The sequence below is a fragment of the Microvirga lotononidis genome (assembly GCF_034627025.1).
In the GTDB taxonomy this organism is placed as follows: domain Bacteria; phylum Pseudomonadota; class Alphaproteobacteria; order Rhizobiales; family Beijerinckiaceae; genus Microvirga; species Microvirga lotononidis.
On the sequence record NZ_CP141050.1, the window covers coordinates 1,047,818 to 1,068,365 of the forward strand.

Annotated in this window: 17 protein-coding genes and 4 pseudogenes; 6 read left to right on the forward strand and 15 right to left on the reverse strand. The window is 59.2% G+C overall.

Annotated elements, in window-relative coordinates; translation table 11 throughout:
• Positions 1-18 precede the first annotated feature (18 nt).
• Entirely contained in the window at positions 19-2,124 is a 2,106-nt protein-coding gene (locus U0023_RS34745; protein ID WP_009762944.1) for a response regulator, read from the reverse strand.
• A gap of 202 nt (positions 2,125-2,326) precedes the next feature.
• On the reverse strand, positions 2,327-2,554 hold the full coding sequence (locus tag U0023_RS34750) for a hypothetical protein (protein ID WP_009762945.1): 228 nt from the start codon (positions 2,552-2,554) through the stop codon (positions 2,327-2,329).
• Positions 2,555-2,770: 216 nt separating this feature from the next.
• Between U0023_RS34750 and U0023_RS34755 the strand changes: the two genes are divergently transcribed.
• Positions 2,771-3,109: a hypothetical protein gene (locus tag U0023_RS34755; RefSeq protein ID WP_009762946.1), complete on the forward strand. Its 339-nt coding sequence runs from the start codon at positions 2,771-2,773 to the stop codon at positions 3,107-3,109.
• Positions 3,110-3,303: 194 nt separating this feature from the next.
• Here U0023_RS34755 and U0023_RS34760 read toward each other — a convergent pair whose 3' ends face one another.
• Positions 3,304-3,849: a sigma-70 family RNA polymerase sigma factor gene (locus U0023_RS34760; protein ID WP_009762947.1), complete on the reverse strand. Its 546-nt coding sequence runs from the start codon at positions 3,847-3,849 to the stop codon at positions 3,304-3,306.
• Positions 3,839-4,069 carry a hypothetical protein gene (locus U0023_RS34765; protein WP_009762948.1) on the reverse strand — a complete coding sequence of 77 codons (231 nt, stop codon included), beginning with the start codon at positions 4,067-4,069 and terminating at the stop codon, positions 3,839-3,841. Before U0023_RS34765 ends, U0023_RS34760 begins: the two co-directional genes overlap by 11 nt.
• Positions 4,070-4,896: 827 nt before the next feature.
• Between U0023_RS34765 and U0023_RS34770 the strand changes: the two genes are divergently transcribed.
• Positions 4,897-5,109: a MucR family transcriptional regulator gene (locus U0023_RS34770; protein ID WP_040638638.1), complete on the forward strand. Its 213-nt coding sequence runs from the start codon at positions 4,897-4,899 to the stop codon at positions 5,107-5,109.
• A gap of 200 nt (positions 5,110-5,309) precedes the next feature.
• Here U0023_RS34770 and U0023_RS34775 read toward each other — a convergent pair.
• Positions 5,310-6,361, reverse strand: a pseudogene (locus tag U0023_RS34775) (IS110 family RNA-guided transposase).
• 78 nt (positions 6,362-6,439) lie between these two features.
• Here U0023_RS34775 and U0023_RS34780 point away from each other — a divergent pair.
• A pseudogene (locus tag U0023_RS34780) lies at positions 6,440-6,790 on the forward strand (MucR family transcriptional regulator); the annotation flags it as partial.
• A gap of 1,029 nt (positions 6,791-7,819) precedes the next feature.
• Here the strand turns inward: U0023_RS34780 and istB are convergent.
• From istB to U0023_RS34795, 3 genes are all read right to left on the reverse strand, one after another.
• Complete coding sequence (gene istB, locus U0023_RS34785; protein ID WP_009492089.1) at positions 7,820-8,629, reverse strand: IS21-like element helper ATPase IstB; 810 nt, start codon at positions 8,627-8,629, stop codon at positions 7,820-7,822.
• A complete protein-coding gene (gene istA / locus U0023_RS34790) occupies positions 8,626-10,137 on the reverse strand; it encodes an IS21 family transposase (RefSeq protein WP_085985156.1) in 1,512 nt (503 codons plus the stop codon). Before istA ends, istB begins: the two co-directional genes overlap by 4 nt.
• Positions 10,138-10,270: 133 nt before the next feature.
• Positions 10,271-10,477 carry a hypothetical protein gene (locus U0023_RS34795; RefSeq protein WP_009762953.1) on the reverse strand — a complete coding sequence of 69 codons (207 nt, stop codon included), beginning with the start codon at positions 10,475-10,477 and terminating at the stop codon, positions 10,271-10,273.
• Positions 10,478-10,931: 454 nt separating this feature from the next.
• On the opposite strand from U0023_RS34795, the gene U0023_RS34800 reads away from it, so the two are divergent.
• Entirely contained in the window at positions 10,932-11,228 is a 297-nt protein-coding gene (locus U0023_RS34800) for a hypothetical protein (protein WP_009762954.1), read from the forward strand.
• A gap of 187 nt (positions 11,229-11,415) precedes the next feature.
• Here U0023_RS34800 and U0023_RS34805 read toward each other — a convergent pair.
• The 5 genes and pseudogenes from U0023_RS34805 to U0023_RS34825 all read right to left on the reverse strand — a co-directional run.
• Positions 11,416-11,535, reverse strand: a pseudogene (locus U0023_RS34805) (IS6 family transposase); the annotation flags it as partial.
• A 189-nt stretch (positions 11,536-11,724) separates the two neighbouring features.
• Positions 11,725-13,482: an adenylate/guanylate cyclase domain-containing protein gene (locus U0023_RS34810; RefSeq protein WP_245272975.1), complete on the reverse strand. Its 1,758-nt coding sequence runs from the start codon at positions 13,480-13,482 to the stop codon at positions 11,725-11,727.
• Between the two features lie 595 nt (positions 13,483-14,077).
• Positions 14,078-14,680 (reverse strand): annotated as a pseudogene (locus U0023_RS34815) (IS66 family transposase); the annotation flags it as partial.
• Positions 14,681-14,910: 230 nt separating this feature from the next.
• Positions 14,911-15,057: a hypothetical protein gene (locus U0023_RS34820; protein WP_154661105.1), complete on the reverse strand. Its 147-nt coding sequence runs from the start codon at positions 15,055-15,057 to the stop codon at positions 14,911-14,913.
• A 102-nt stretch (positions 15,058-15,159) separates the two neighbouring features.
• Positions 15,160-15,300, reverse strand: a complete 141-nt coding sequence (locus U0023_RS34825; RefSeq protein ID WP_009762957.1) for a hypothetical protein — start codon at positions 15,298-15,300, stop codon at positions 15,160-15,162.
• A 93-nt stretch (positions 15,301-15,393) separates the two neighbouring features.
• Here U0023_RS34825 and U0023_RS34830 point away from each other — a divergent pair, with 93 nt between their 5' ends.
• Positions 15,394-15,825, forward strand: a complete 432-nt coding sequence (locus U0023_RS34830; RefSeq protein ID WP_154661106.1) for a hypothetical protein — start codon at positions 15,394-15,396, stop codon at positions 15,823-15,825.
• Positions 15,826-16,013: 188 nt separating this feature from the next.
• Positions 16,014-17,954, forward strand: a complete 1,941-nt coding sequence (locus tag U0023_RS34835; protein ID WP_009762959.1) for a P-loop NTPase fold protein — start codon at positions 16,014-16,016, stop codon at positions 17,952-17,954.
• A gap of 86 nt (positions 17,955-18,040) precedes the next feature.
• On the opposite strand, the gene U0023_RS34840 is transcribed toward U0023_RS34835, so the two are convergent.
• Both U0023_RS34840 and U0023_RS35875 read right to left on the reverse strand, forming a co-directional pair.
• The gene (locus tag U0023_RS34840; protein ID WP_009762960.1) at positions 18,041-19,618 is read right to left on the reverse strand and encodes an HNH endonuclease family protein; all 1,578 of its coding nucleotides are present in this window, start codon (positions 19,616-19,618) and stop codon (positions 18,041-18,043) included.
• 23 nt (positions 19,619-19,641) lie between these two features.
• Positions 19,642-19,914, reverse strand: a complete 273-nt coding sequence (locus U0023_RS35875) for a DUF6953 family protein (protein WP_040638641.1) — start codon at positions 19,912-19,914, stop codon at positions 19,642-19,644.
• Between the last annotated feature and the right edge of the window lie 634 nt (positions 19,915-20,548).

Here is a 20,548-nt window from a genome sequence, read left to right on the forward strand (position 1 = left end):
ATACTCCCGCAATATTCATTACTCCGCGGCGGATGCGGGTGCGGAAGCCGGAAGTGATTTGACATCACGAGGCTGGGGAACTGCCATGACGGATTGGATCTTTGCTGCAAGATCGCTGGTCCGGTAAGGCTTATAGAGAAGGTCGACGTCGTCAATCGTTTCGTCGTCGTCCACATAGCCGGTGGTCAGGAGCACCCGGATGTCCGGCATTTCCCGCTTGATCACGCGTGCAAGATCGATGCCATTGAGTTCACCCGGCATCCGTACGTCGGAGAACACGAGGCGCACGTGTCTGTTCTCTTTCAGCAGCCGGAGCGCCTCGTCGGCGGACCCAGCCTCGATTGCCTCGAAACCCAGCGAGCGGATTGTCGAGAGCGCCACTTGGCGAACTGCCGGATCATCCTCCACGACAAGCACGGTCTGGCCGGCTCCGAAGGGCTCTGCAACGGCGGGTTGGGCTTCTTGCAGTTGCTCGGCGACACCCTCTGCCCGGGGCAGGAACATCCGAATGCTCGTGCCCTCGTTCGGTATGCTGTCGATCTCCACATCGCCATGGGATTGCTGGACGAAACCATAGACCATGCTGAGTCCAAGGCCCGTGCCCTTGCCACTCTCCTTGGTGGTGAAGAACGGCTCGAACACGCGCTTCAGCACTTCGGGAGGCATGCCGGCTCCGGTATCGCCGACCGCGATCATGACGTATGCGCCGGCCGGGACAGCCCTGCCCTCCCCCATCACTCGGTTTTCGACAGCAATCGTCAGGTCGCCGCCCTCGGGCATGGCGTCACGGGCATTGACCGCAAGGTTCAGGAGCGCCGCCTCCAACTGGGCCCGGTCGGCCTGGATGGACCAGACATCCTGGTCCAGATGCAGCTTCGCATGGATACGCTCGCCCAAGGTCCGCCGCATGAGGTCCAGCAACCCCGGCATGAGGGTCTTCACGTCGATGGTTGAGACCTGCAGTGGTTGGCGCCGCGAGAAGGCGAGCAGCCGGTAGGTGAGGTCAGCACAATGCTGAGCACTCTCCATTGCCATCCGCACGCGCCTCTCGGCCGTCTCGTCGCCCTGAATGGATTTCCGCAAGAGATCGAGATTGCCGATGACGACGCTGAGCATGTTGTTGAAGTCGTGGGCGATGCCGCCCGTCAGGCGGCCGACAGCCTCAAGCTTGCTGGCGTGGAGCAGGTTCTGCTCCATCTGCTTGCGTTCGGTGATGTCGAACCACATGCCGAAGAACTCCCGCGGGCGCCCCTCGTCGTCGCGCATGAGCACGGTCTGGTCGAGGACATGGCGGTCCGTCCCATCGGCGCAGCGCCAGCGGTACTCCAGGCTGACGGTGCCGTCCTCGGCCAGATCGTGAAGCTGAGCCAGGACCCGGTCGCGATCCTCCGGGTGCAGCCGGGTCGACCAGAAATCCGGCCGTTCGAGAAAGGCCTCCGGCCCGAAGCCGGTGATCCGCTCGATGCTCTCGTTCGTAAAATGGAGTTGTCGGTGATCCCCCGTCACGGAGGCGGTATAGAGCGCGATTGGCAGCGACTGGAGGACGAGGGACTGGTGCTCCTCGCGCCGCCGTAGGGCTTGCTCCGCCTTCAGCTTCTCGCTGCGGACTCGCAGGTTTTCCATGAGCAGCCGCCGCTCCTCCTCGCCTTGCCGGCGGATCTCTTCGGTCTTGCGGTAAAGATCGACGAAGATCGCGACCTTGGCTTTCAGGATCAGCGGCTCGACCGGCTTGAACACGTAGTCGACCGCGCCTGCCGAGTACCCCTTGAAGACATGCACGTCGTCCTTGTTGACGGCCGTGAGGAACAGGATCGGCACCCGCGCCGAGCGCGGCCGGGTCCGGATCAGGCCGGCGACCTCGTAGCCGTCGAGCCGCGGCATCTGCACGTCGAGCAGGATCAGGGCAAAGTCGTCTTGCAACACTCGTCGCAGGGCCGCCTCGCCGGAATCAGCCGTGACGATCTCGATCCCCGGCGAGCGCAGCACTTCTTCCACGGCGAGGAGATTTCTGGGATCGTCATCGACGACCAGGATCCTGGCAAGGACCACATCAGATAAGGGGCGAACCGAACCTGGGCGGAGTACGCCCGGATTCGACACCACCTGCCTCTCATCTTCCAGCATGAATTCAGCCTGACTTCCACTCGCGGAGATGGGCTTGTTATCAAAGCACCCGCTGTGAGCCTAGTGACCCAAGCTTGCGTGGTGGTCGCACCTGGGGCTGGTGGTGGGCCAGACGACCGTGGTGCCGTTCTGCCCCCGGCTGGGATGAATGCTGGCGGCCCCGCCCGTAGAGCGGGCCGGGACCGGCTCCTTGAGGACGATGCTAGTGCCGCCGCACAACACGCCGCCGGCGGTTGTCGCCCTGGACCTCATCGACAACACCGCCCGGGGCGCCCGCGACCGCGCCGGCCCCGGCCCCGACCACTGCCCCAACCGGTCCTCCGACCACCGCCCCGGCGGTCGCGCCAACAGCCGTGCTGGTGGCCTGCTGGCGGGTGGCACAGGCGCCCGCTAGGAGACACAGGGCGGTTACGAACATGAGTTTCTGCATGAACTTTCTCCAACCGATCCGACTGCGGATCCCCCTGACAACTCCGGGCAAGCTGGACAGTTCGGCAATGGCATTGAAAAGCGGCAAAGAATCCTGAGGAAGGCCATGTTTTCAGATCCGTCGCGGAGCCATTGGACATGGAATCATTGAGCGGAACGGCCGCAGGCAAACCGGCGTTGGAGAACAGAACTTAACCCAGGTTAAGGGAGGCCACCCATGTGCCTCAGTCCGAAAGCGTTCCTGATCGTCGGCGTTGCCATGGCTGGCCTCATGGCTGGCGTGGAGCAAAGAGCTCAGGCCCAGGGCCAGCCTCAATCCTCTGAGAGCCTTAAAACCGAAAGCACCGGCCCGCAGGATCCCCGCTCGACCGGCTCGGTGGGCCGCTCGAACGCTCCGCTGAGCGACAAGCTGGATCGCACCGACGGCGTGATCCGTCCGCCGGCCGACATCGCCCCCGACATGAACGTCCGCCCTCCGGTTCCAAATCCCGGCACGACGCGGGTCATACCGCCCCCGGGATCGCCAGGCGGCGACCAAAGCGTCGAGCCGAAGTGACGGCAGCCTCGATAGTCACTTGGCTTCAGCATGCCCTTAGCTTCCGACGCTGCCCCGCTCGATCAGATCATTGAGCTCGCCCATGAGATCATTGATGAGTGCCCTTCGTGTGCGGGCACGGCCAAGTAAGGGACAGTTTGCTCAGGCAGAGTTGCGCAGCAAGCCTGACGCTGACATGGCCCAACGTATCAATTCTAATCTGCCGCCACCGCAGCCTTGGTGACATCATCAGGTCCGAGTTCAGCCTCATTGCTAAGGCTCAGAAGGCAAGCCAGCTTCAGACGAGCCCGATTGACCCGGCTTTTGACGGTGCCTATCGGCACTTGGCATACTTCAGCGGCCTCCTCGTAGGACAGTCCCTGTGCTCCAACGAGGAGAAGTGCCTCGCGCTGGTCTCTGGGAAGCGTCGCCAGAGCTGCGCGGAAGTCCTCGAAGTCGAGATGGCTCTGCTGATCCGGATACGTCCTGAGCCGCGCCGCAAAGGCCCTATCCGTATCCTCGACTTCGTGCTTGCGCTTGCGGTAATCGGAGTGGAACAGGTTGCGCAGGATGGTGAAGAGCCAGGCCTGCATGTTCGTGCCGGGTTCGAACTTGTCGATGTTGGCCCAGGCTCGCATGATCGTCTCCTGCACCAGATCGTCTGCGCGGTCGCGATTGTTGGTGAAGGAGATGGCAAAGGCGCGCAGGCTCGGGATCGCGGCGAGCAGTTCATCTCGCAGCGACACCCTCTCAACCAGCATGCTGCGGTGTCGCTAAGCGCGTCTCGATCTCACGGGCTAGGTTCATCAGCGGCGGAGAGACCGATTGCTGGAGCAATCCAGCATACATCGCTTGCAGGTTTGTCCCGATCCGGTCGTGTGTTTCTGATTGGATGTCCGTCCAGAGGCTGTCATCGCGCCACGCATGGGGAACAACAATAATCTGGCCCACGGGCCAATCTTCATCCGCAGCAGGTCCCATGAGGCGTTTCCTCTCAATCCGCTCTCTTGCTGGAGCACGACAACCAACCGCAAAGATCCTCAGGCGTTCCAGGGGGTGAAACACAAATTATTAACTTACATCAAATTTACGTGCGTCGGGGATGTATAGGTAAGATCGTCCTGGGTAGCCATCGAAGATGGAACTGTGGGTAATTGAGCTAAAAAGAACCCGGCTGCTCTTTCAAGCGCCGGGTCGAGCAAGATGTAACTCGTAAGTCTTGGACCCATTTGCACAAGGGGAATGCGGGGACTAATAGTGGGTCCGTATGTTCGAATAATTCGATTGTAGCCGACTGGTTCCCCAATCAGCAGATATTTGCTCAGAAAGCTTCTCTTTTAATTTGCGCGGATGCTCGGGCTGGCAGCTGATATCTGAGCCTCTGGGCTCCACGGGAATGGGAGCGATCCGCCGAAATTCGTCGCTTGTGGCAAGCGGCATCGTCATATCTGGATGCTCATGGCTGGCGGTTTACCCGATCTCCTCAGCCCGGGTGCTTCTGTTTCTGGACTACTCCCGATGCCGAGGGTTGAGCGCTTCAGGAATGAAGACTCACTCCGGTTGCTCAGTTGAGCGCCCGCGGGAACAGCTTAGCTTATCCGGTGTGGCTCCGTTATTTTGCCCCCTGCGGATGCCACGGTGCCCTGGCCGAGATTTCCTGAGACCCGTCACGGCCAGGGCGCTTCCGTTTACTGTTCGCAGCGCCTAGAGCAGAGAGATATTGGACAGAACCGCAGACTGTCTCTCTAGCCGGATCGCAATGATTGCGTCTGTGCGCCTCACCCTCATTTGGCACGTAGTGAATGACCATGAACCAAACCGATCAGCCGACCCTCGATCTAGCCAGTATCACTGCCGATATTGTTGCGTCGTACGTTGCGAACAATGCCGTCCACCGAGCCGATCTGGCGGCCGTGATTGCGTCCGTACACGCCGCGCTCCAGGGATTGGTGACTCCCAATGTATGGACCGGCCGTGCGTCGCAAGGGGCTTTCGAGACGGTGAGGTTGGTCTTGGGCTAATGTATCCGGCCCTTGCGGCGCAATGCTCCCGGCCATCATGGGTATCCGCGCACATCGGTTCTCATTAGCCGATCGGCCCTTGCGGCCATTGGGGTCACCAGAGCACCAATGTGACGGCGCGACCGTTCTCCATCTCGTCTTCCTCTCGCAGACCTCGGCGAGCTTCAGGCGGCTAAACTGGGGTCAGGCTCCTGCTCGTCCTAACCGGCGGCAGCCACCGTTCGCGGTTCATAGATCCGGTTCTGGCTCAACACACTCCAGGCGATGCGGGCCAGCTTGTTGGCCAGGGCTGCCGCCAACACGTTGTGGTGCAGGCGCATCGAAGCGGCAGTCAGCCATTCGCCAAAGCTGTGCTGGCGCCACTTCGCCGGCCAAAGCAGCAGCACACGAGCAGCCTGGATGAGCAGGGATCGCAGGTAGCTGTTGCCGCGCTTCGACAGGCGGCCCAGCACGGTTCTGTCGCCGGTGGAGATCTGGCGGGGAACCAAGCCGAGCCACGCCCCGAAGTCACGTCCCCGGCTGAAGGCGGCTCCATTGCCGATGCTGGCCACCATGGCACTGGCGATGATCGGTCCCACACCCGGAATGCTCGTCAGGCGCTGGCAGGCCTCGTCCGCCGCCACGAGGGCTTCGATCTCACCTGTCACGGCATCGATGCGCTCGTCGAGATGATGCCAGTCCTGCATCAGGCCCTCGATCAGGTACGTCATCCGCGGCGTGAGCACGTCCGTTCGCTGGGCGAGAATATCCGGCAGAGCCTGACGCAGCGAGCGCAGCCTCTGGCGCACCGCAATCCCGCGCTCCAGCAGGAAGGCACGGATCTGGTTGATCACGGCTGTGCGCTGGCTCACCAACCGTGCACGAACACGATGAAGCGCTTGCAGGTCGAGTTGCTCGACTGTCTTGGTCGGGACAAATCGCATGGTGGGGCGGAGCACCGCCTCGGCGATGGCTTCGGCATCGCGGAAGTCGTTCTTGTGGCTCTTGCGGAAGGGTGACACGAACTGCGCCGGGATCAGCTTCACATCATGGCCGAGGGCCAGCAACTGACGGCTGAGATGGTGGGCCCCGACGCAGGCTTCCATGCCGATCAGGCAGGAGGGCATGTTGGCCAGACGTGCCTCGACCTGCCCGCGGGAGAGCTTCTGGCGCAGGACGATGGCACCCCGGGCATCCACCCGATCAGGTGGAAGCTGGTCTTGCCGATGTCGATCCCAAGAGTAGCAACTTGGTGAAGCGGAGCTTTGGCCATGGCTCAAGTCCTCGTGCTGGGGCGCCCCTGATGAAGGGTGCGCCGGTAAGCACGGCCGGTCCATCCCATTAGCAGACAGAACCTGCCCGGCCAGAGCCAGCCGTTTCGATCCGTAGGTCCGTCACGCCGGATTTCCTGATCAGCCTCGAGGACGGCAAGAGGTACAAAACCCTCAAGCGCCATCTTGGGAGGCTGGGGCTGACCCCTGACGAGTATCGTACAAAGTGGGGGCTTCCCGCCGATTATCCGATGGTCGCGCCGAGCTATGCCGAGAAGCGCTCGGAACTCGCCAGAAGCAACGGCCTCGGCCAGCAGCGAAGGAAGGTCCCTGCAAGAACAGCGGTTGCGTCCGATGAGACGAGACACGCTCGGGCTGAGACTTCAAAGCCCAAGCGTCGCGTGCCGGCCAAGACAAAGACCAACGAGTAAGCTCGAAGCATCCTTAGGCTGCCCAGCTGAACACTCTCTCCACTAACTCAGACGTGGCTTTCCGATTTCGCCGCTCAAGGCTTGCAGCCTGACCCTATGGGCTTCGGCCATCGGCAAAGATCGAGCGATGCAGACACCGTCAACAAAGACCGCGTAGGTCTGTCTTGCCTGGTCATCCAGCTCAATCGAGACGTTCATGGGTCAGTCCCTTCGAGTGCTGTATCCTTGTAAGACAACGTGAGCTGGAGCGGACGGTTCTCAGAAGTTCACTTGGGTGGGTTTTCTCATGGCACACCCTAGTTAAACGAGATGGGACCAAGGACTGCAATTCCTCTCGCACTGGGCCGGTTCCTCGTCATCCTCCTGATCGGTGCCGTCTCGATCACGCCCGCAACGGCACAGGAGACTTTTTATCTCTACGAGCGCAATGCCCTAGCTGGAAACTACACAGCACAGCGGAATGCCGCCTATTGCCTTAAGACCGCGAAGTGTGAGGGCGTGATACTCCCAAAAATGATGGAGGCCTGCGCTTGGCGAATCGTGATCCTCGGATCAGGCCACCATTGGGTGAACGAGTCGGACATCGAGAACTATCAAGACGAGTGTGTTTCTAGCCTGTCAGCCCAGGAACAGGGTGCTGCCCTCGCTCAGGCTGAGCAGTTGTTCAAGCGTATCTACAAGCGCCCCCTCCCGCCGCTGAACCGCTAGAGAAGACGCAAGGCGTACGGGAGAGGCGAGCTGGAGCCGAAAAAGAACCCGGCCCCAAGGCCGGGTTCGTGTCTCTATGAGACAGTCATGAGCATCAAAACGGCTACCAAACAACGCCTGATGCCAGATCCCGTTCCTGGTGTCCGCCTATATGCTCCTACCGCGCCGCGAGAAGTACCAGATGGCGGCAGCTATTGCGCGACAATCTGGATTGGAAGTGCGCGACGATCAGGATGGTGATTGGCTGTCGCGGCGGGCATAATGATTGTCGCGCCGCGACACAGATGCAAGCGCTTTCTTGATTGTCGCTGCGAGCGTCAATCAGGATGAGGTCTTGATTGTCGCGCGTGTCGGCGGGCGTCCCGGTCCGCGTTTACGCTCGATGGCGGTTCGGCGGCGATAGCTCTCGACATTCATCTCAAAGATCGTCGCGTGGTGAATCAAACGATCCACCGCGGCGAGTGTCATCGCCTGATCCGGAAAGATCTTCCCCCATTCGCCGAAGGGCTGATTGGCCGTAATCAAAAGTGAGCGACGCTCGTACCGGGCGCCGATGAGTTCAAAGATGACGCTGGTTTCTGCCTGATCCTTGCTGACATAGGCGAGGTCATCCAGGATCAGCAGATGGTACTTGTCGAGTTTGGCAATCGCCGCCTCGAGCTGAAGATCCCGCCGTGCTGTCTGGAGCTTCTGCACCAGATCGGTGGTGCGGGTGAACAGCACCCGCCAGCCATTCTCCACCAGGGCCAGGCCCAGGGCTGCCGCCAGATGCGATTTGCCCCCGCCCGGCGGGCCGAACATCAACAGATTGGCGCCTTTCTCGAGCCAACTGTCGCCGGCCGCCAGCGCCATCACCTGGGCCTTGCTGATCATCGGCACCGCGGAGAAGTCGAAGCTGTCGAGGGTCTTGCCGGGCGGCAGCCGGGCCTCATCGAGATGGCGCTGGATGCGCCGGCTGGCGCGCTCGGCCATCTCGTGCTCGGCCAGAGCCGCCAGGAAGCGGGCCGCCGGCCAGCCCTCCTTGTCGGCGCGGGCGGCGAAATCCGGCCAGATCGTCTTGATCGCCGGAAGCCGCAGATCGTTGAGCGCCAGGGTCAGGCGACCGGCATCAATCGCATTAGGGCTCGTCATGCGACCTCTCCCTGATGCCCGCGGGCGAGTTCCTCGTAGGCACTGAGCGGCGCATAGGAGACCACGATGTCGGGCACGGCACCGGCATCCGGACTGAACAGCGCGCGCAAGCTCTTGAGATCCGGCAGCCGGCCGGCCGTCAGATCCGCATCGAGGCGCGCGGCGAGGTCGGCCTCGCAGGCGCGCTCATGCGCCAAGGCCAGCAGATCGACCATGGTGCGGCAGGCGGTCCGGGTGGGAAGCTTGGCGCACATCGCCTCGAACGCCCGGGCATAGGCTTGCCGGGGGAAGAGCTGATCGCGGTAGACCAGCCCCATCAGGGCCATGGGCTTGCGCCGCAGCGAGTGGATCACGTGCCGGTAATCAACCACATGCCCGTGCCGGCCGTTGGGATGGGCCCGCCCGCGCGGCAGCGTCATCTGGTGCGTGCCGCCGAGATAGACCTCGAGCCGATCATCAAACAGGCGCACCCGCAGCCGATGGCCGATCAGGCGCGAGGGCACGCTGTAGAACACCTTGCGCAGCACGAAGCCGCTGGTCGAGGTCACCGTGACGATGGCATCCTCGTAAGCGGCGGTGCGTCGGTCCGGCAGTTCCTGAAGGGCAGCGCGCTCGACCTCAATCCGTGGGGCATTGCGGGCATTGCGGCGCCCGACCACCTCGTCGACGAAGCGGCGGTAGGCATAAAGATCGGCGAAGTCGCGTGAGCCGCGCAGCAGCAGAGCATCCTCGATCACCTTCTTGAGGTGGCCGTGCACGCTCTCGATGGCGCCGTTCTCGTGGGCAATTCCGGCATTGTTGCGGCTCGGCTCCATGCCGTAATGGGTGCACAGGGCATCATAGCGCCGGGTCAGATCCTCGCGGGCGTCGCGATCCAGATTGCGGAAGGCCGCCGAGAGACTGTCGCTGCGGTGCTCGCGTGGGGCGCCACCCAAGGCCCAGAGGGCATTCTGCAGCCCCTCGGCGAGTGCGACATAGCTTTCGCCGCCGAGCACCACGTGGGCATGCTCGAAGCCGGAATAGGCGAGCCGGAAGTGATAGAGCCGGTGCTCGAGGGGCTGGCCGGCAAGGGTGATGGCCAGATCGGCCATGTCGGTGAAGTCGGACAGGCCCATGCGCCCGGGCTCGTGCACCTGGCGGAAGATGACCTCCTGCTCGGGACCATGCAGGGCACGCCAGGATCGGACGCGGCGCTCGAGGGTGCGGCGGATGCCGGGGCCGAGGTCGGGATGGCGGCGCACGATCTCCTCGAAGAGGGCCACGGGGCGCAGGCTCGGGGCGGCTTGGAGCAGCGGGACGATCTCGCTGTCCCAGACACCCGCGAGCGGATCGGGGCGTCGGCGCCCGCGCGGGGCTTTCCTGTGGGAGGGCAGCCGCGGGTCCTTGTCGATGCGGGAGGCGGTGGAGGGACTGAAGCCGGCCTTGGCAGCGGCGATCGGGGCGGTGTTGGTTTGGCGAAACTTCATGTACAGCCTCATCTGGCAGTCGGTGATATGGCGGCCGGGCAAAGGGTGGATTCCTCATTGGCGTGAAGACATCCAATCCTTAGCCGGTCGGCCGCGACTGCCAGACGGTGTGGTCCTGACGGATCACACCGTCGCCGCTCTCGCCCCCCTTAAGAAGCGACAGCGGCCTCGCATCTCATCCTGATTGCCGATCAACTGCCACCCTGATCGCCGCGCGGCAGGCAGCAACGATGATGATCAGCAGGATCACCCACCAATAATCCATGATGCCTCCTGTGACCGCTCCAGTGCCACCGGCCGGAGGAGCGGCGGGCGGGGTCTGCGCCCAGGCAGACGAAACAGCCAGGAAGATGAAGCCAGTCAGTGCTTCGAGTTTGCTCATGATGGCGTCTCCGGTTGAGTGAGGCCAGCAACAAAGCCTTTTTCCAAGATATTGCCAAGCTGGCCTCATTAGTGAACGCGACGTGGCAGGGCATATTCCTATGCGCGCCTAGCCGGAAATGGGCACCTATAACGAACGGAGTACTCCGGCAGATGCGTTGATCCTCATCCTGCAAGCGGACGATAGTCTTACAGGGCGGGTTAGCTGCGATGGACGTTCTTTCAGTACTGGTGGTCGCGATTGGGGCTCTGTTGCTGGCGCTTGTCGCGTATCTCGGGGCGGTAGACTACATCGATCCGGCGCCGGACCAGAGAGCGTACGGGTTCTCCCCCAGACGGATGAGCAAGCGCCATCGATACCCCCTCGCCTGCCGTCACCTTCAGGAAGCTCGAAGCCGATCAGGACAGCACCAACTGCCCCAGTTGGTCTCGCCCTAAGCCAGGAGGCGAACGCGATGCCACAAGGCCACTCTCAGAACCGTGACGATCCGTTCAACGGCCTGCTCCTGCCAGTGAGTGCCTGGAAAGCTCTTGAAGACGCACGTATCACCAACCTCGCGCAACTCAAGGCCGTGGCTCCCTTGATCGACCAGCTCCGCGGCATTGGCCCGGAAACCGCCCAAGTCATCAAAGACCGCCTTGACCGCTTGGCAGCAAGGAGAACCGTCCGGGTTCGGCTGATCTTTCCCAAGCGGCTTCATCGTAAACCCAAATACGAGCGAGCCCGCGGCAACAGGCGCTCATCGGCATAGGCCGCCAACTCATCGGACAAGGCTGCATTCCTCCCTAAACCGTATCTTCTCGACACCGTCATCACCTGATCCAGCAGATGGCAATCCCGCAGGTGATGCAATCGCCATTGGGGCAGAGAGACTGATGCTCTGTCGGTCGTCAGTGGCCCGTGAAATCCAGGGGATCGACAAGTGGACATAGCCGGAGGAGCATCTCTTCGACCATGCGCAGGCTCAAGGGAAAGCGAAAATACAGCTAGACGGCGTAGCTGATCAGTTCGGCTGGAAAGCGGTGGCGGGCGTAACGAGGGGCACGGGTCGGGGTCATGCCTCACGGATAGCCCGATTCCAGGTCACTCGTCGGTTAAATTGACGGTACCGACCAGTGGACCAAACGCGTAGGTCTCAGGAGTGCCAAGAGGCGACATTCAGCAGCGCGGGGACCGCTCGTCAGGGCTAAAGAATCCAGATCGCAATTCGATGCGGTACGTTCCGCCTCATCCTATGAGGGGAAACTTCAAGCGGGCAGTCCAGCAAGCCGCAAGCCTTCGCGCAGCCGTTCGATGTCCTCACCGCGCCTCAGGTATGTGACGTCCACAAACCAGTCGACGTACTCCTTCGGCCCCGCCGCAGGGTCTCCCGCCCAGCAACTCCTGACACCTTCGACGAAGGTCTCGGCGCATCGCCGCGCCTCCTCGATGCGGCCCAAGTGGCCGCAGGCCGCCGCGCGCCATGCCATGTAGCGCGGGTGGCGCGCGGGCGTGTCCTGCGTGATCCGCGCCAGCAGGTCGGCCGCCTCCTCGTAGCGCCCACGCTGGAACTGGATGTGGGCAAGGAAGTACTTGTACCAGTTCGGATGACCCGGATGGAGCCGCAAGGCGACCCCGGCCGCCGGTAAGGCCCGCTCCGGCTGCCCCACGCACGACTGGACCCAGGCCCAGATCATCTGGATCAGGGCATCGTTCGGGTTCATGCCCAGCGCAAGGTCCATGTGCGGCTCGGCCCGGTCGAAGTCGCGCCACATCAGGTACATGTAGCCGAGGGTCGAGTGTACCCGCGAGTCGTTCGGATCCAGGGTGAGGGCTTGCTCAGCCAGGCGCAGCGCCACGGCCCGGTCCTCGTCCCTGTCGCGGGGCACCCCGACCGCCGTGTCGACCGACCGGTTGAGGTGAAACCAGGCCAGGGTGGTGTAGGCGCGGGCGAAGCCGGGATCGAGTTGGATCGCCTGCTTAAGGAGCACCTGCGCCCGTGCCTGCTCCTCGGGCGTGAAGGCATCGATGAGGCGGTTGCCCTGCAAGAAGAGGTCATAGACCCGAACGTCCCCGGGAGGACGCCGTCGGGCAGCGACCTCGCTGTCCTGGATGACCCGCTGGGCGACGGTGGCGACGATGCTCTGGGCGATCTCCTCCTGGATGGCGAACACGTCCTCGAGCGCGCGGTCGTACCGTTCCGCCCACAGGTGGGCCCCGCTGCGGGCGTCTACGAGCTGGGCGGTGATGCGCACCCGTGGCCCGGCCCGGCGGACGCTGCCCTCGACCAGGTACCCGGCCCCGAGTGTGCGGCCGATCTCGCGCACGTCCGTGCTTCGGCCGCGGAAGGAGAAGGAGGAGTTGCGGGCGATCACCATGAGTTCGCGGAAGCGCGAGAGTTCGGTGATGATGTCCTCTGTGATGCCGTCGCTGAAGTAGTCCTGCCCCGGATCGCCGCCCATGTTGTCGAAAGGCAGCACGGCCACCGCAGGCCTCTCGGTCAGGGGTCCGGCCGCCGTCCCGGTGGCTGATGCGCCCTCGACCTCCATCCGATAGGTACGCATCGGCCGGGCGATGTTCTTCAGGCGCAGCTCGCCCGCATCCGTGAAGCCGATGTCGAGCTTGCCGGGGAGTTGATCATAGGCCGCCCCCGCGATCAGAACGCCGCCGGGCGGACAGGCCTGCTCCAGACGGGCAGCCACGTTGACCCCGTCACCCAGGAGGTCATCGCCCTCCACCACCACGTCCCCGAGGTTGATCCCAATACGCAGGACGATCCGGCGCTCCGGCGCGACTCGTTGCTGGGTCTTGCCAAGCCGTGTCTGGATCGCCGCCGCGCAAGCGACGGCGCTGACAACCGACCCGAACTCAGCGATCAGGCCGTCGCCCATGAGCTTGACGAGCCGACCCCGATGCTGGGCGAGCAGAGGCTCAACCACATCCTGCCGGAGATCCTTTAGGGACGTCAGCGTCGAGGTCTCATCGGCCTCGACAAGGCGCGAGTAGCCGACCACATCGGCGGCCATGATGGCTGTCAGCCGTCTTTCTACCCCGGTGTTGGCCATAGCGGTGCCTTGGTGGTTGGGTCCGGTGCCGTCCCGTGCTCGAACGAGAATGCCACAGGCTGAGGGCAATCGCACGCATCGACCCACCCCCTGCCGTCGCGCGAGGCAGCCAAACCGGTATGGGGTAATCTCAGTGTGCGAAATCACCTGAGCTGCGACGCTGAAAAGGGGTTCATCTTTCGGCCATTCAAGGCACTTTCGGCCCGGCTTCAGGATGGGACACCCCCATAGGAGGTCACGCCATGATCGAGCTTCCAATATGGCCTGCTGATCCGCACGTAAGCCAGGAGGCTATTTCGGCAGGGTGTTCGCGAAGGTCAGTTTGGGTCGAACTAAGCCGTCTAGGCGCGGCTTTGACGACGTCCTCTCTTCACCTCTGACCTGCCCGCCCCTCTCCTCCCGCCGTAAACGCCCATCAGGGCCATCGAAATTCTCCTGCCCTTGCTTAGATAACGACAGAGGGCGCGAGGTCTCTGCGGTCGAGGCTCCTCTCATTTGAGGTTTCACGATACCGCCTCTCCAAAAGCGTAACCGGGGCATTTCGGGGGGCTGTGCCTCAGGCTAACTGCGTGACGAGGTCGGCCAGCGGCGGGATCCTTGGTCGATCCGGGTTCAATCCCAGCCGATCTCCAAGATAGGTGAAGAACGACAGCCCAAGCTTGCGGCAGGTCTTTGAGAGCCCCAGCATCACGCCGCGGGCCAAGCGGCCATCGGCACTCATCGCGCCACCGGAGATCTTGCGCTTGATCACCCAGGCGCGCAGGTCGTTCTCGGACGCATTGGTGTGCAGCGGGATCTCCGGACGCTCCAGCACCCGCAGCAGTTCGGACTTGCGCCGCGCCAGGCGGGCCAGCAACTCGTCGAGCTCCTGGTAGCCCGTGCGCAGACCAAAGATCTTGTCGAACTGCCACCGGAAGGCCCGCTCCCCTCCCGGCGAGGGACTCTGCTTCCATAACTTCAGGCTCCGATAGAAGCAGCAGATCGCCTCGCGCACCAACTCAACGGCTTTGGCCTGCTTGGGCGAGGCGGGCATCAGCTTCTCGAGGTGGCGCTCGGCATGAACCCAGCACAAAGCGTGCGTGGCAACGCGGAACCGGCCGGCATCGTCAGAGACCACGACGGTATTTCCCATCAGCCCGTGATGCCGAAGCGCACCCCAGGTGGCTGGGATATCAACCGAATTGCTGCCTGACGCGCCGGCACCGTCTTCGGGGAGGCTTTTAAGCAAACTAAACGTTCCACTTAGAAGTCCAGCAATGCCCGATAATCCCTACTTATCGGACATTGGTGCAGGATTGATTGTTTGTTGCGTCTCGATCAACCGCGTCAGCGGCGAGAGACTCGAATGGTCAAGATCTGAGCCCGACCGGGCCTGCAATTCTGAGAGGCTCACTCTCCAAGGCGCTCGTGGCCGATCTCGGGCTCAACGATGACTTTGTCGCCGAAGCGGTGCTCAATCTCAGGGATCGCCGGAGGTGTCGCTTCAATGAGATCGCGACTTCGATTGCCTGTTCGCTTGACGTCAACGCCGAGCACCTAGCGGACGCCCTCCTCGGCTGTCATGGCTTTCAACTATGCCTCACGCCTGACCGTAAGGCCATAGGTGGCCAAGTCCAACTCTCCCCATCTCAGGTCTCGCTATCCAACTGATTGTCCAGCATTGGCATGCACATGGCGCACCGTCTCAAATCTGGGGTTTGGCAGGACCAGCGAAGCTCCTTGGACGATGAAAGAAAAGATATCCGGATCCGCATTGCCGATCAGAATGATCGGGTTCATTCCTCTCCGTCAATGTGGCCCGGACGATTTTCCTGGACAATTTAAGCGGAAGCAGTCAGCAGGCTAGAATTGATGTACGGTCAGGGGGAACAGATGAATCGGGTTTGGAAAGGCACGGCATTACTCGCGCTGGCGCTGCTCACCTCCATGCCCAATGCAGCTATGGCCCAAGGTGTCCCGCTCCTCCTCTTCGATGGTAAAACAGGCACAGAATTTGCGGGATGCCTAAATTGCAACCGATTAGATGACGCGTCTGTTTGCAACAGATACGGTAAATTTGGATCCAGGTATGAAGAAACGAGCATCTGGAACCGCTATGGGAAGTTTGGTTCAAGATATGAAGATAACAGTCCATGGAATAGGTACGGACCTGGTTTGAGGATTGTTGACGGCGACGGACGTTTCTATGGAAATTTTACTATGTCCACCTACGACAGATCGAGATTGTCAATTGTCGATCAGATCATGAGGCTTCATGAGAAACTCGACGACCTCGAAAAGCTCCAAGACATCATGTGCGACTAAGATGGCCTCATAGGTTAAGAACTATCTGTCCGACGTAGCCCTCATTGCCACAACCACCCTCGGCAAGGGCCTCCTAACGCCACTCTCAGAAGCGTTCCTTGCGCTGATGCTCAGCGTGAACACCGATCCAGCAAGTATCCAATAAGCACAAGTGAAAACACCAATACATGACGAGAGAATAATAATGCATGTCAAATCAAAATCAGCATGTAATCGATGAACTGAATAGCTTTCGCGCGTCTGAAGAAACTTTCTACGCATTTCAGATAGATGCACCATGGGGTTCTGGCAAAACCTACTTTATTAAGCAGTATATAAAGGATCATTGCCCTAAAGATGCTGAGGACAGCCCAAAGAACCTCGTCATAACATTATTTGGTGTAAAATCTGCTCAAGAAATCGAGCAGCAGATAGCAAGCCAGCTTTTTACAGGAGGAGAACGTTTGGCTGGTTCTGTCTTTTCTACGCTGGCTACTGGTGTCAGCGGATTCTTCAAGGTTGATAAGGCTGTTACTGGAGTGCTGGATGACTCGCGCGCCAAGATCTTGTCCGATCGCCTGAAGGAGGTGAGAAAGGGAATTGTTGTCTTTGATGATGTTGAGCGTTGCTCGATGAAGCTCATTGATGCGCTTGGATACATAAATAAATTCGTCGAAAAAGAGAATTTCAAAGTCATCATTATCTCGAACGAGCAAGCCCTCAATCGAGTTGGCGCATCCAAAGAAGAAATAGAAAATGCTGTATTATTAACTGGCTTCAAAGAAAAGCTCGTCGGCCGATCATTGCAACTGAAGGCTGATCCGGACAAGGCATACGATACATTTGTAAAAAGTCTGAAGTGTGAGAAAGCGAAAAGCCTTGCAGTAAAAGAGAAGAGTTCTGCTCTGGCTGTATTCCGTGCATCAAAGCACGAAAACTTGCGTTCGCTCAGAATTGCCTTGGAAGCATTTGACCGGTTGGTGGCGGGTTTTGATCCAACCATTGCAGTAAAAGACGCCGGACTGCGAGATATCCTCGGGGGATGCATATACGTGGCCGTTGAGATTGGAGCGGCAATGAGGAGCGACCTCGTTTCCTATCCAACAGCCGGCAGGCTATCACGGCTCATGCGCGGCATGGCCGGGAAAGCAAACAAAGAGCCCTCTGAGGAGGAGAATACGCTAGATAAAATAATTAAAAGGTATTCAGACGTATTAAACCTCCAAAGCCCTACTATAAGCTTCGAAATTCTTGTCGATTTCATCGCGAACGGCGTACTTAGGAAGCCCGAGCTCGAACAGTCTCTGCGCACGAGCCCTCTCATGGCTGAGCCTTCAAAAACCCCGCTTTGGAGACGCTTAATCGACGTCTGGAACTATAATTCGGATCGCTTGAGAGATGACACGCAAGAATTGATATCGAAGTTTGCTGGCTTCGATATACTTGACCCAGGTGAGTTGCTCCATCTCGCAGGCATTATGCTCTGGCGAGAGAGCCTTGGTGACCTTTCCATTTCAAGCGGGGTTGATCCAGAAGCCTTTCTGGAAAAATATTTAGCCGACCTCAAATCGTCCGGCAAATACTTAGACGTAAAACTAGATGTCTTCGCGATGGATAGGCTTTCTGCTTATAACTACGTAGTCTTGGGTGCGGACGATTTCAAAGATAAACTATTGCGCATTCACAGCCTTATCAAGTCAGCGATGGATGAAGCCGCAAGTTTGAAGCACCCTGAAGTCTACAAGGTGATTTGCGATAGTTTAATCGCAAAAGACAGGGACATCGACAATTTGCTCGACAAAGACTTATCTCCCTATCTTCAAATGCCTATCTTTAAGACAGCAAACGCCAGTGATTTTTCAGACATCATAATGAGGAACAACGAGTTTGATGTTGGAACTCTAAAATGGCTAAATAGTCGTTATAAGCACCTTGTCAGTCCGACTGTGCGATCAGAAGAGCAATCCTGGATCGATGCTTTATATGCCGAGCTGAGCAGCCGAATTGCGACATCGATACCACCCCTTAATAAGTGGTGGAGGACGATACTAGATCAGAACTTACAGCAGTTCGTTAGCCCTCCGCAGTCTGCTACATCAACCACCACACCGGCATCCATAGCTGGAGCGGTCCACGCTAAGCAAGAATAGGATTTCTAAGGAGTACTCGCATCTAACGGGTGAATCGCTCCCGATGGTTGCGGAGCGGAAGCCTAAGCGTGGCTCCGCTTTCGCAGTCAATTCTCTACTGTGCTGTTACAGAAAGGGTGTTGCATCTGTGCATTGTTCAGCGAGGCGGGCCCGCCCTCCCGACGGGCTAGTATATGGCCTGCCTGCATCCCATTACGATGCATTATGCCACCGCAAGTCGGGCATTTGGGAGCAGATGGCAGTGCATCACGCAGAAATGCACCTCCCTTCGTCTCTCTGGAGAACCGTCCCGCTCCAGCATCAAGTCGCAACTCTGGCGGCGTCTCTACAAGAAAGCCATAGTCAGGGTCATTGGCGAGTTCCTGCCCAACTTGCTTCACCGATTTGCCTGCTTGTAGGTCTGCAATTAATCGCTTGTAGAGCCCAAGGACACGCGGACGGCTTCGAATGCCGCTCCCGAGCTTTCTAACCGCTTCTGTTATTCCTCGGTTCGCGAGCAGGAACTCCTCAAATTCAGCTCTGACGCTCGTAAAGGATAAGAAATCCTTCGTATTCCACTCTCGGAAAAGCGCGATGAAATTCAAGAGAGCCGTTGGCTGAAACACTCCGCTCGGGCTATAAAAGTAGAGAGCTGGATGGAGACCTAGTGAAGAAGGGTTCGTTGAACATATTCGCCATAGTGCGGCCCTAACGCCCTTTAAGAAATCAAGTGTCCTGCTACCGTCCTCGTCATCTTCTAGCTCGTCTTTCACACCCCGCTTGCGACTGGAATCCGCAGCTACAACACGGTTCGCCAAGTTGACCAAATCGAACACGAACGGGAGCACATGTGGTCCATATCCCTGCCCAGCGACCGGAACATCCAAGGTTTTTATTGGGAGCGAGAGGTTTGGGCTGAAAAGAAGATCAAAACATTCTTTTCCAAGCTCCTCGATTTTGTCCTGTGTTGCTTCATTGAACCGTGACCAATAATGGTGACCTGCACCCCCACGGAGAACTGCGCGCGCAGCGAGCGCAGTTGCTGAACGTCGAGCATTCAAAATGCGCTGTTCTGTGGGATCAATCTTCGTTCCACCCTGGTTGATGCGGAAGAATGCCTTTTCCGCTTTATCGTGATCCGCATTCTGGATCCATTGGACTTGGATCGGGTGCCAAGGAATGCGAGCAGCTCGTTGGGCAAGTTCAGGTGAGGCTGCATTCGGGTAGTCAACGGCCATCTTATGATCTTGGTATGACCCGACCTGCGCCTTTACCAAATCACGCGTCCTCTGTGCAGCTTGTCGCTGCTCCTCGGGGATTGCATTTTGAAAGAAGCGCCGAGACACCTCACCATCACCATAATCGTCTTGTGCCCAAGCGATTAGAGCGCTCAGCCGATGAGCGCCGTCGATCACAAATACACCAGAGCCTGCTCGCCATAAGATTAAAGCCGGTATCAGCTCTCGGCGAGCGAAGGTACTTATGAGGTCAGCAACCTGCTCAGGCGCCCAACTTGCCGTTTCGCGCTGAAAATCTGGCTTTCGAAGCGCAGGGTACAGCAATCCGCCTCGCTCAAGTCCCAGAATCGAGAGTGAGGGGATCTCCTCACTAATATCCCCAGGTTCTGCAAGATCAGCACGCTTGATCAGTGCGTCGAGGTTTACAATATTCGTCGTAACGGCCATTTTATCTTCCTTGGGGCAGTACGTCAGTCCACAGATCTGCCCGCCTTTTCATTCTCACGCCGACGACGCCAAGCACGCTCACCGCGCTCCCAAACAAGTGTATCTTCGGTGAGCTTGCGAAACTCTTTGAGAACATCTTTCGAGATCGCAGGGTTCCCGTTTGCGTTCCTGTAAACGTATTCCTCGGCCCATGTAGTCTGCATTTTTATGACAATTATCTCTTGGTATATCCAGTGACTATCTCCCATTTGATCGAGCATCCACTCCGCAACTACTTTCGTACTCACCTGCCACACCTCTAGTCTGTTCTAACGAGATACTTCTCAAACACGCTGAGTTGACCAGTGCATAGCATCGGCCACAACATTTCCGCACGCAATAGGAATGCATACACCAGTCCACTGAAATTTAATCTCACTTGCTAGAAGTGCAGAACCGCTCCATCGGACGACAGCTCACCAGCATGGGCTGAATCCGCCGGCAAACTCAAAGGCTGGGGAACGCTCCTTCGTGACCATCAGGGCTGCAGAAGCAATTGGGCGATGCTCAACGTGATCCTTGTTAAGTTTTTCGCGCAGAGGGCATATCGGGAACTCAGATTAAGGCAGTTGGTGCTATCGAATGCCTCCCAAGCCTTGCGTCTGTGTGAGTAGAGTTAAGAACTATACTGAGATACGGGATCCGACATAGGAACATGCCTAATCGCATGCATCTCTCAATATGGGCTCACAACGGTTTTCGAACTTAGGATAGGTCAAGCAGCGGGGCACAAAGCGGTGGCAAAGATCCCCAATCCGCCTCAGTCAAATCGGGACGACTTAAGGACAGATCGTCGCAGCGATTCGAGTATAATCAGAATCGATTGTTGTATCAGCGTTGTATCAGAGGAATCTCAAAAGCAGACACTTCCTGAGTTGAAACCTGAAAGCG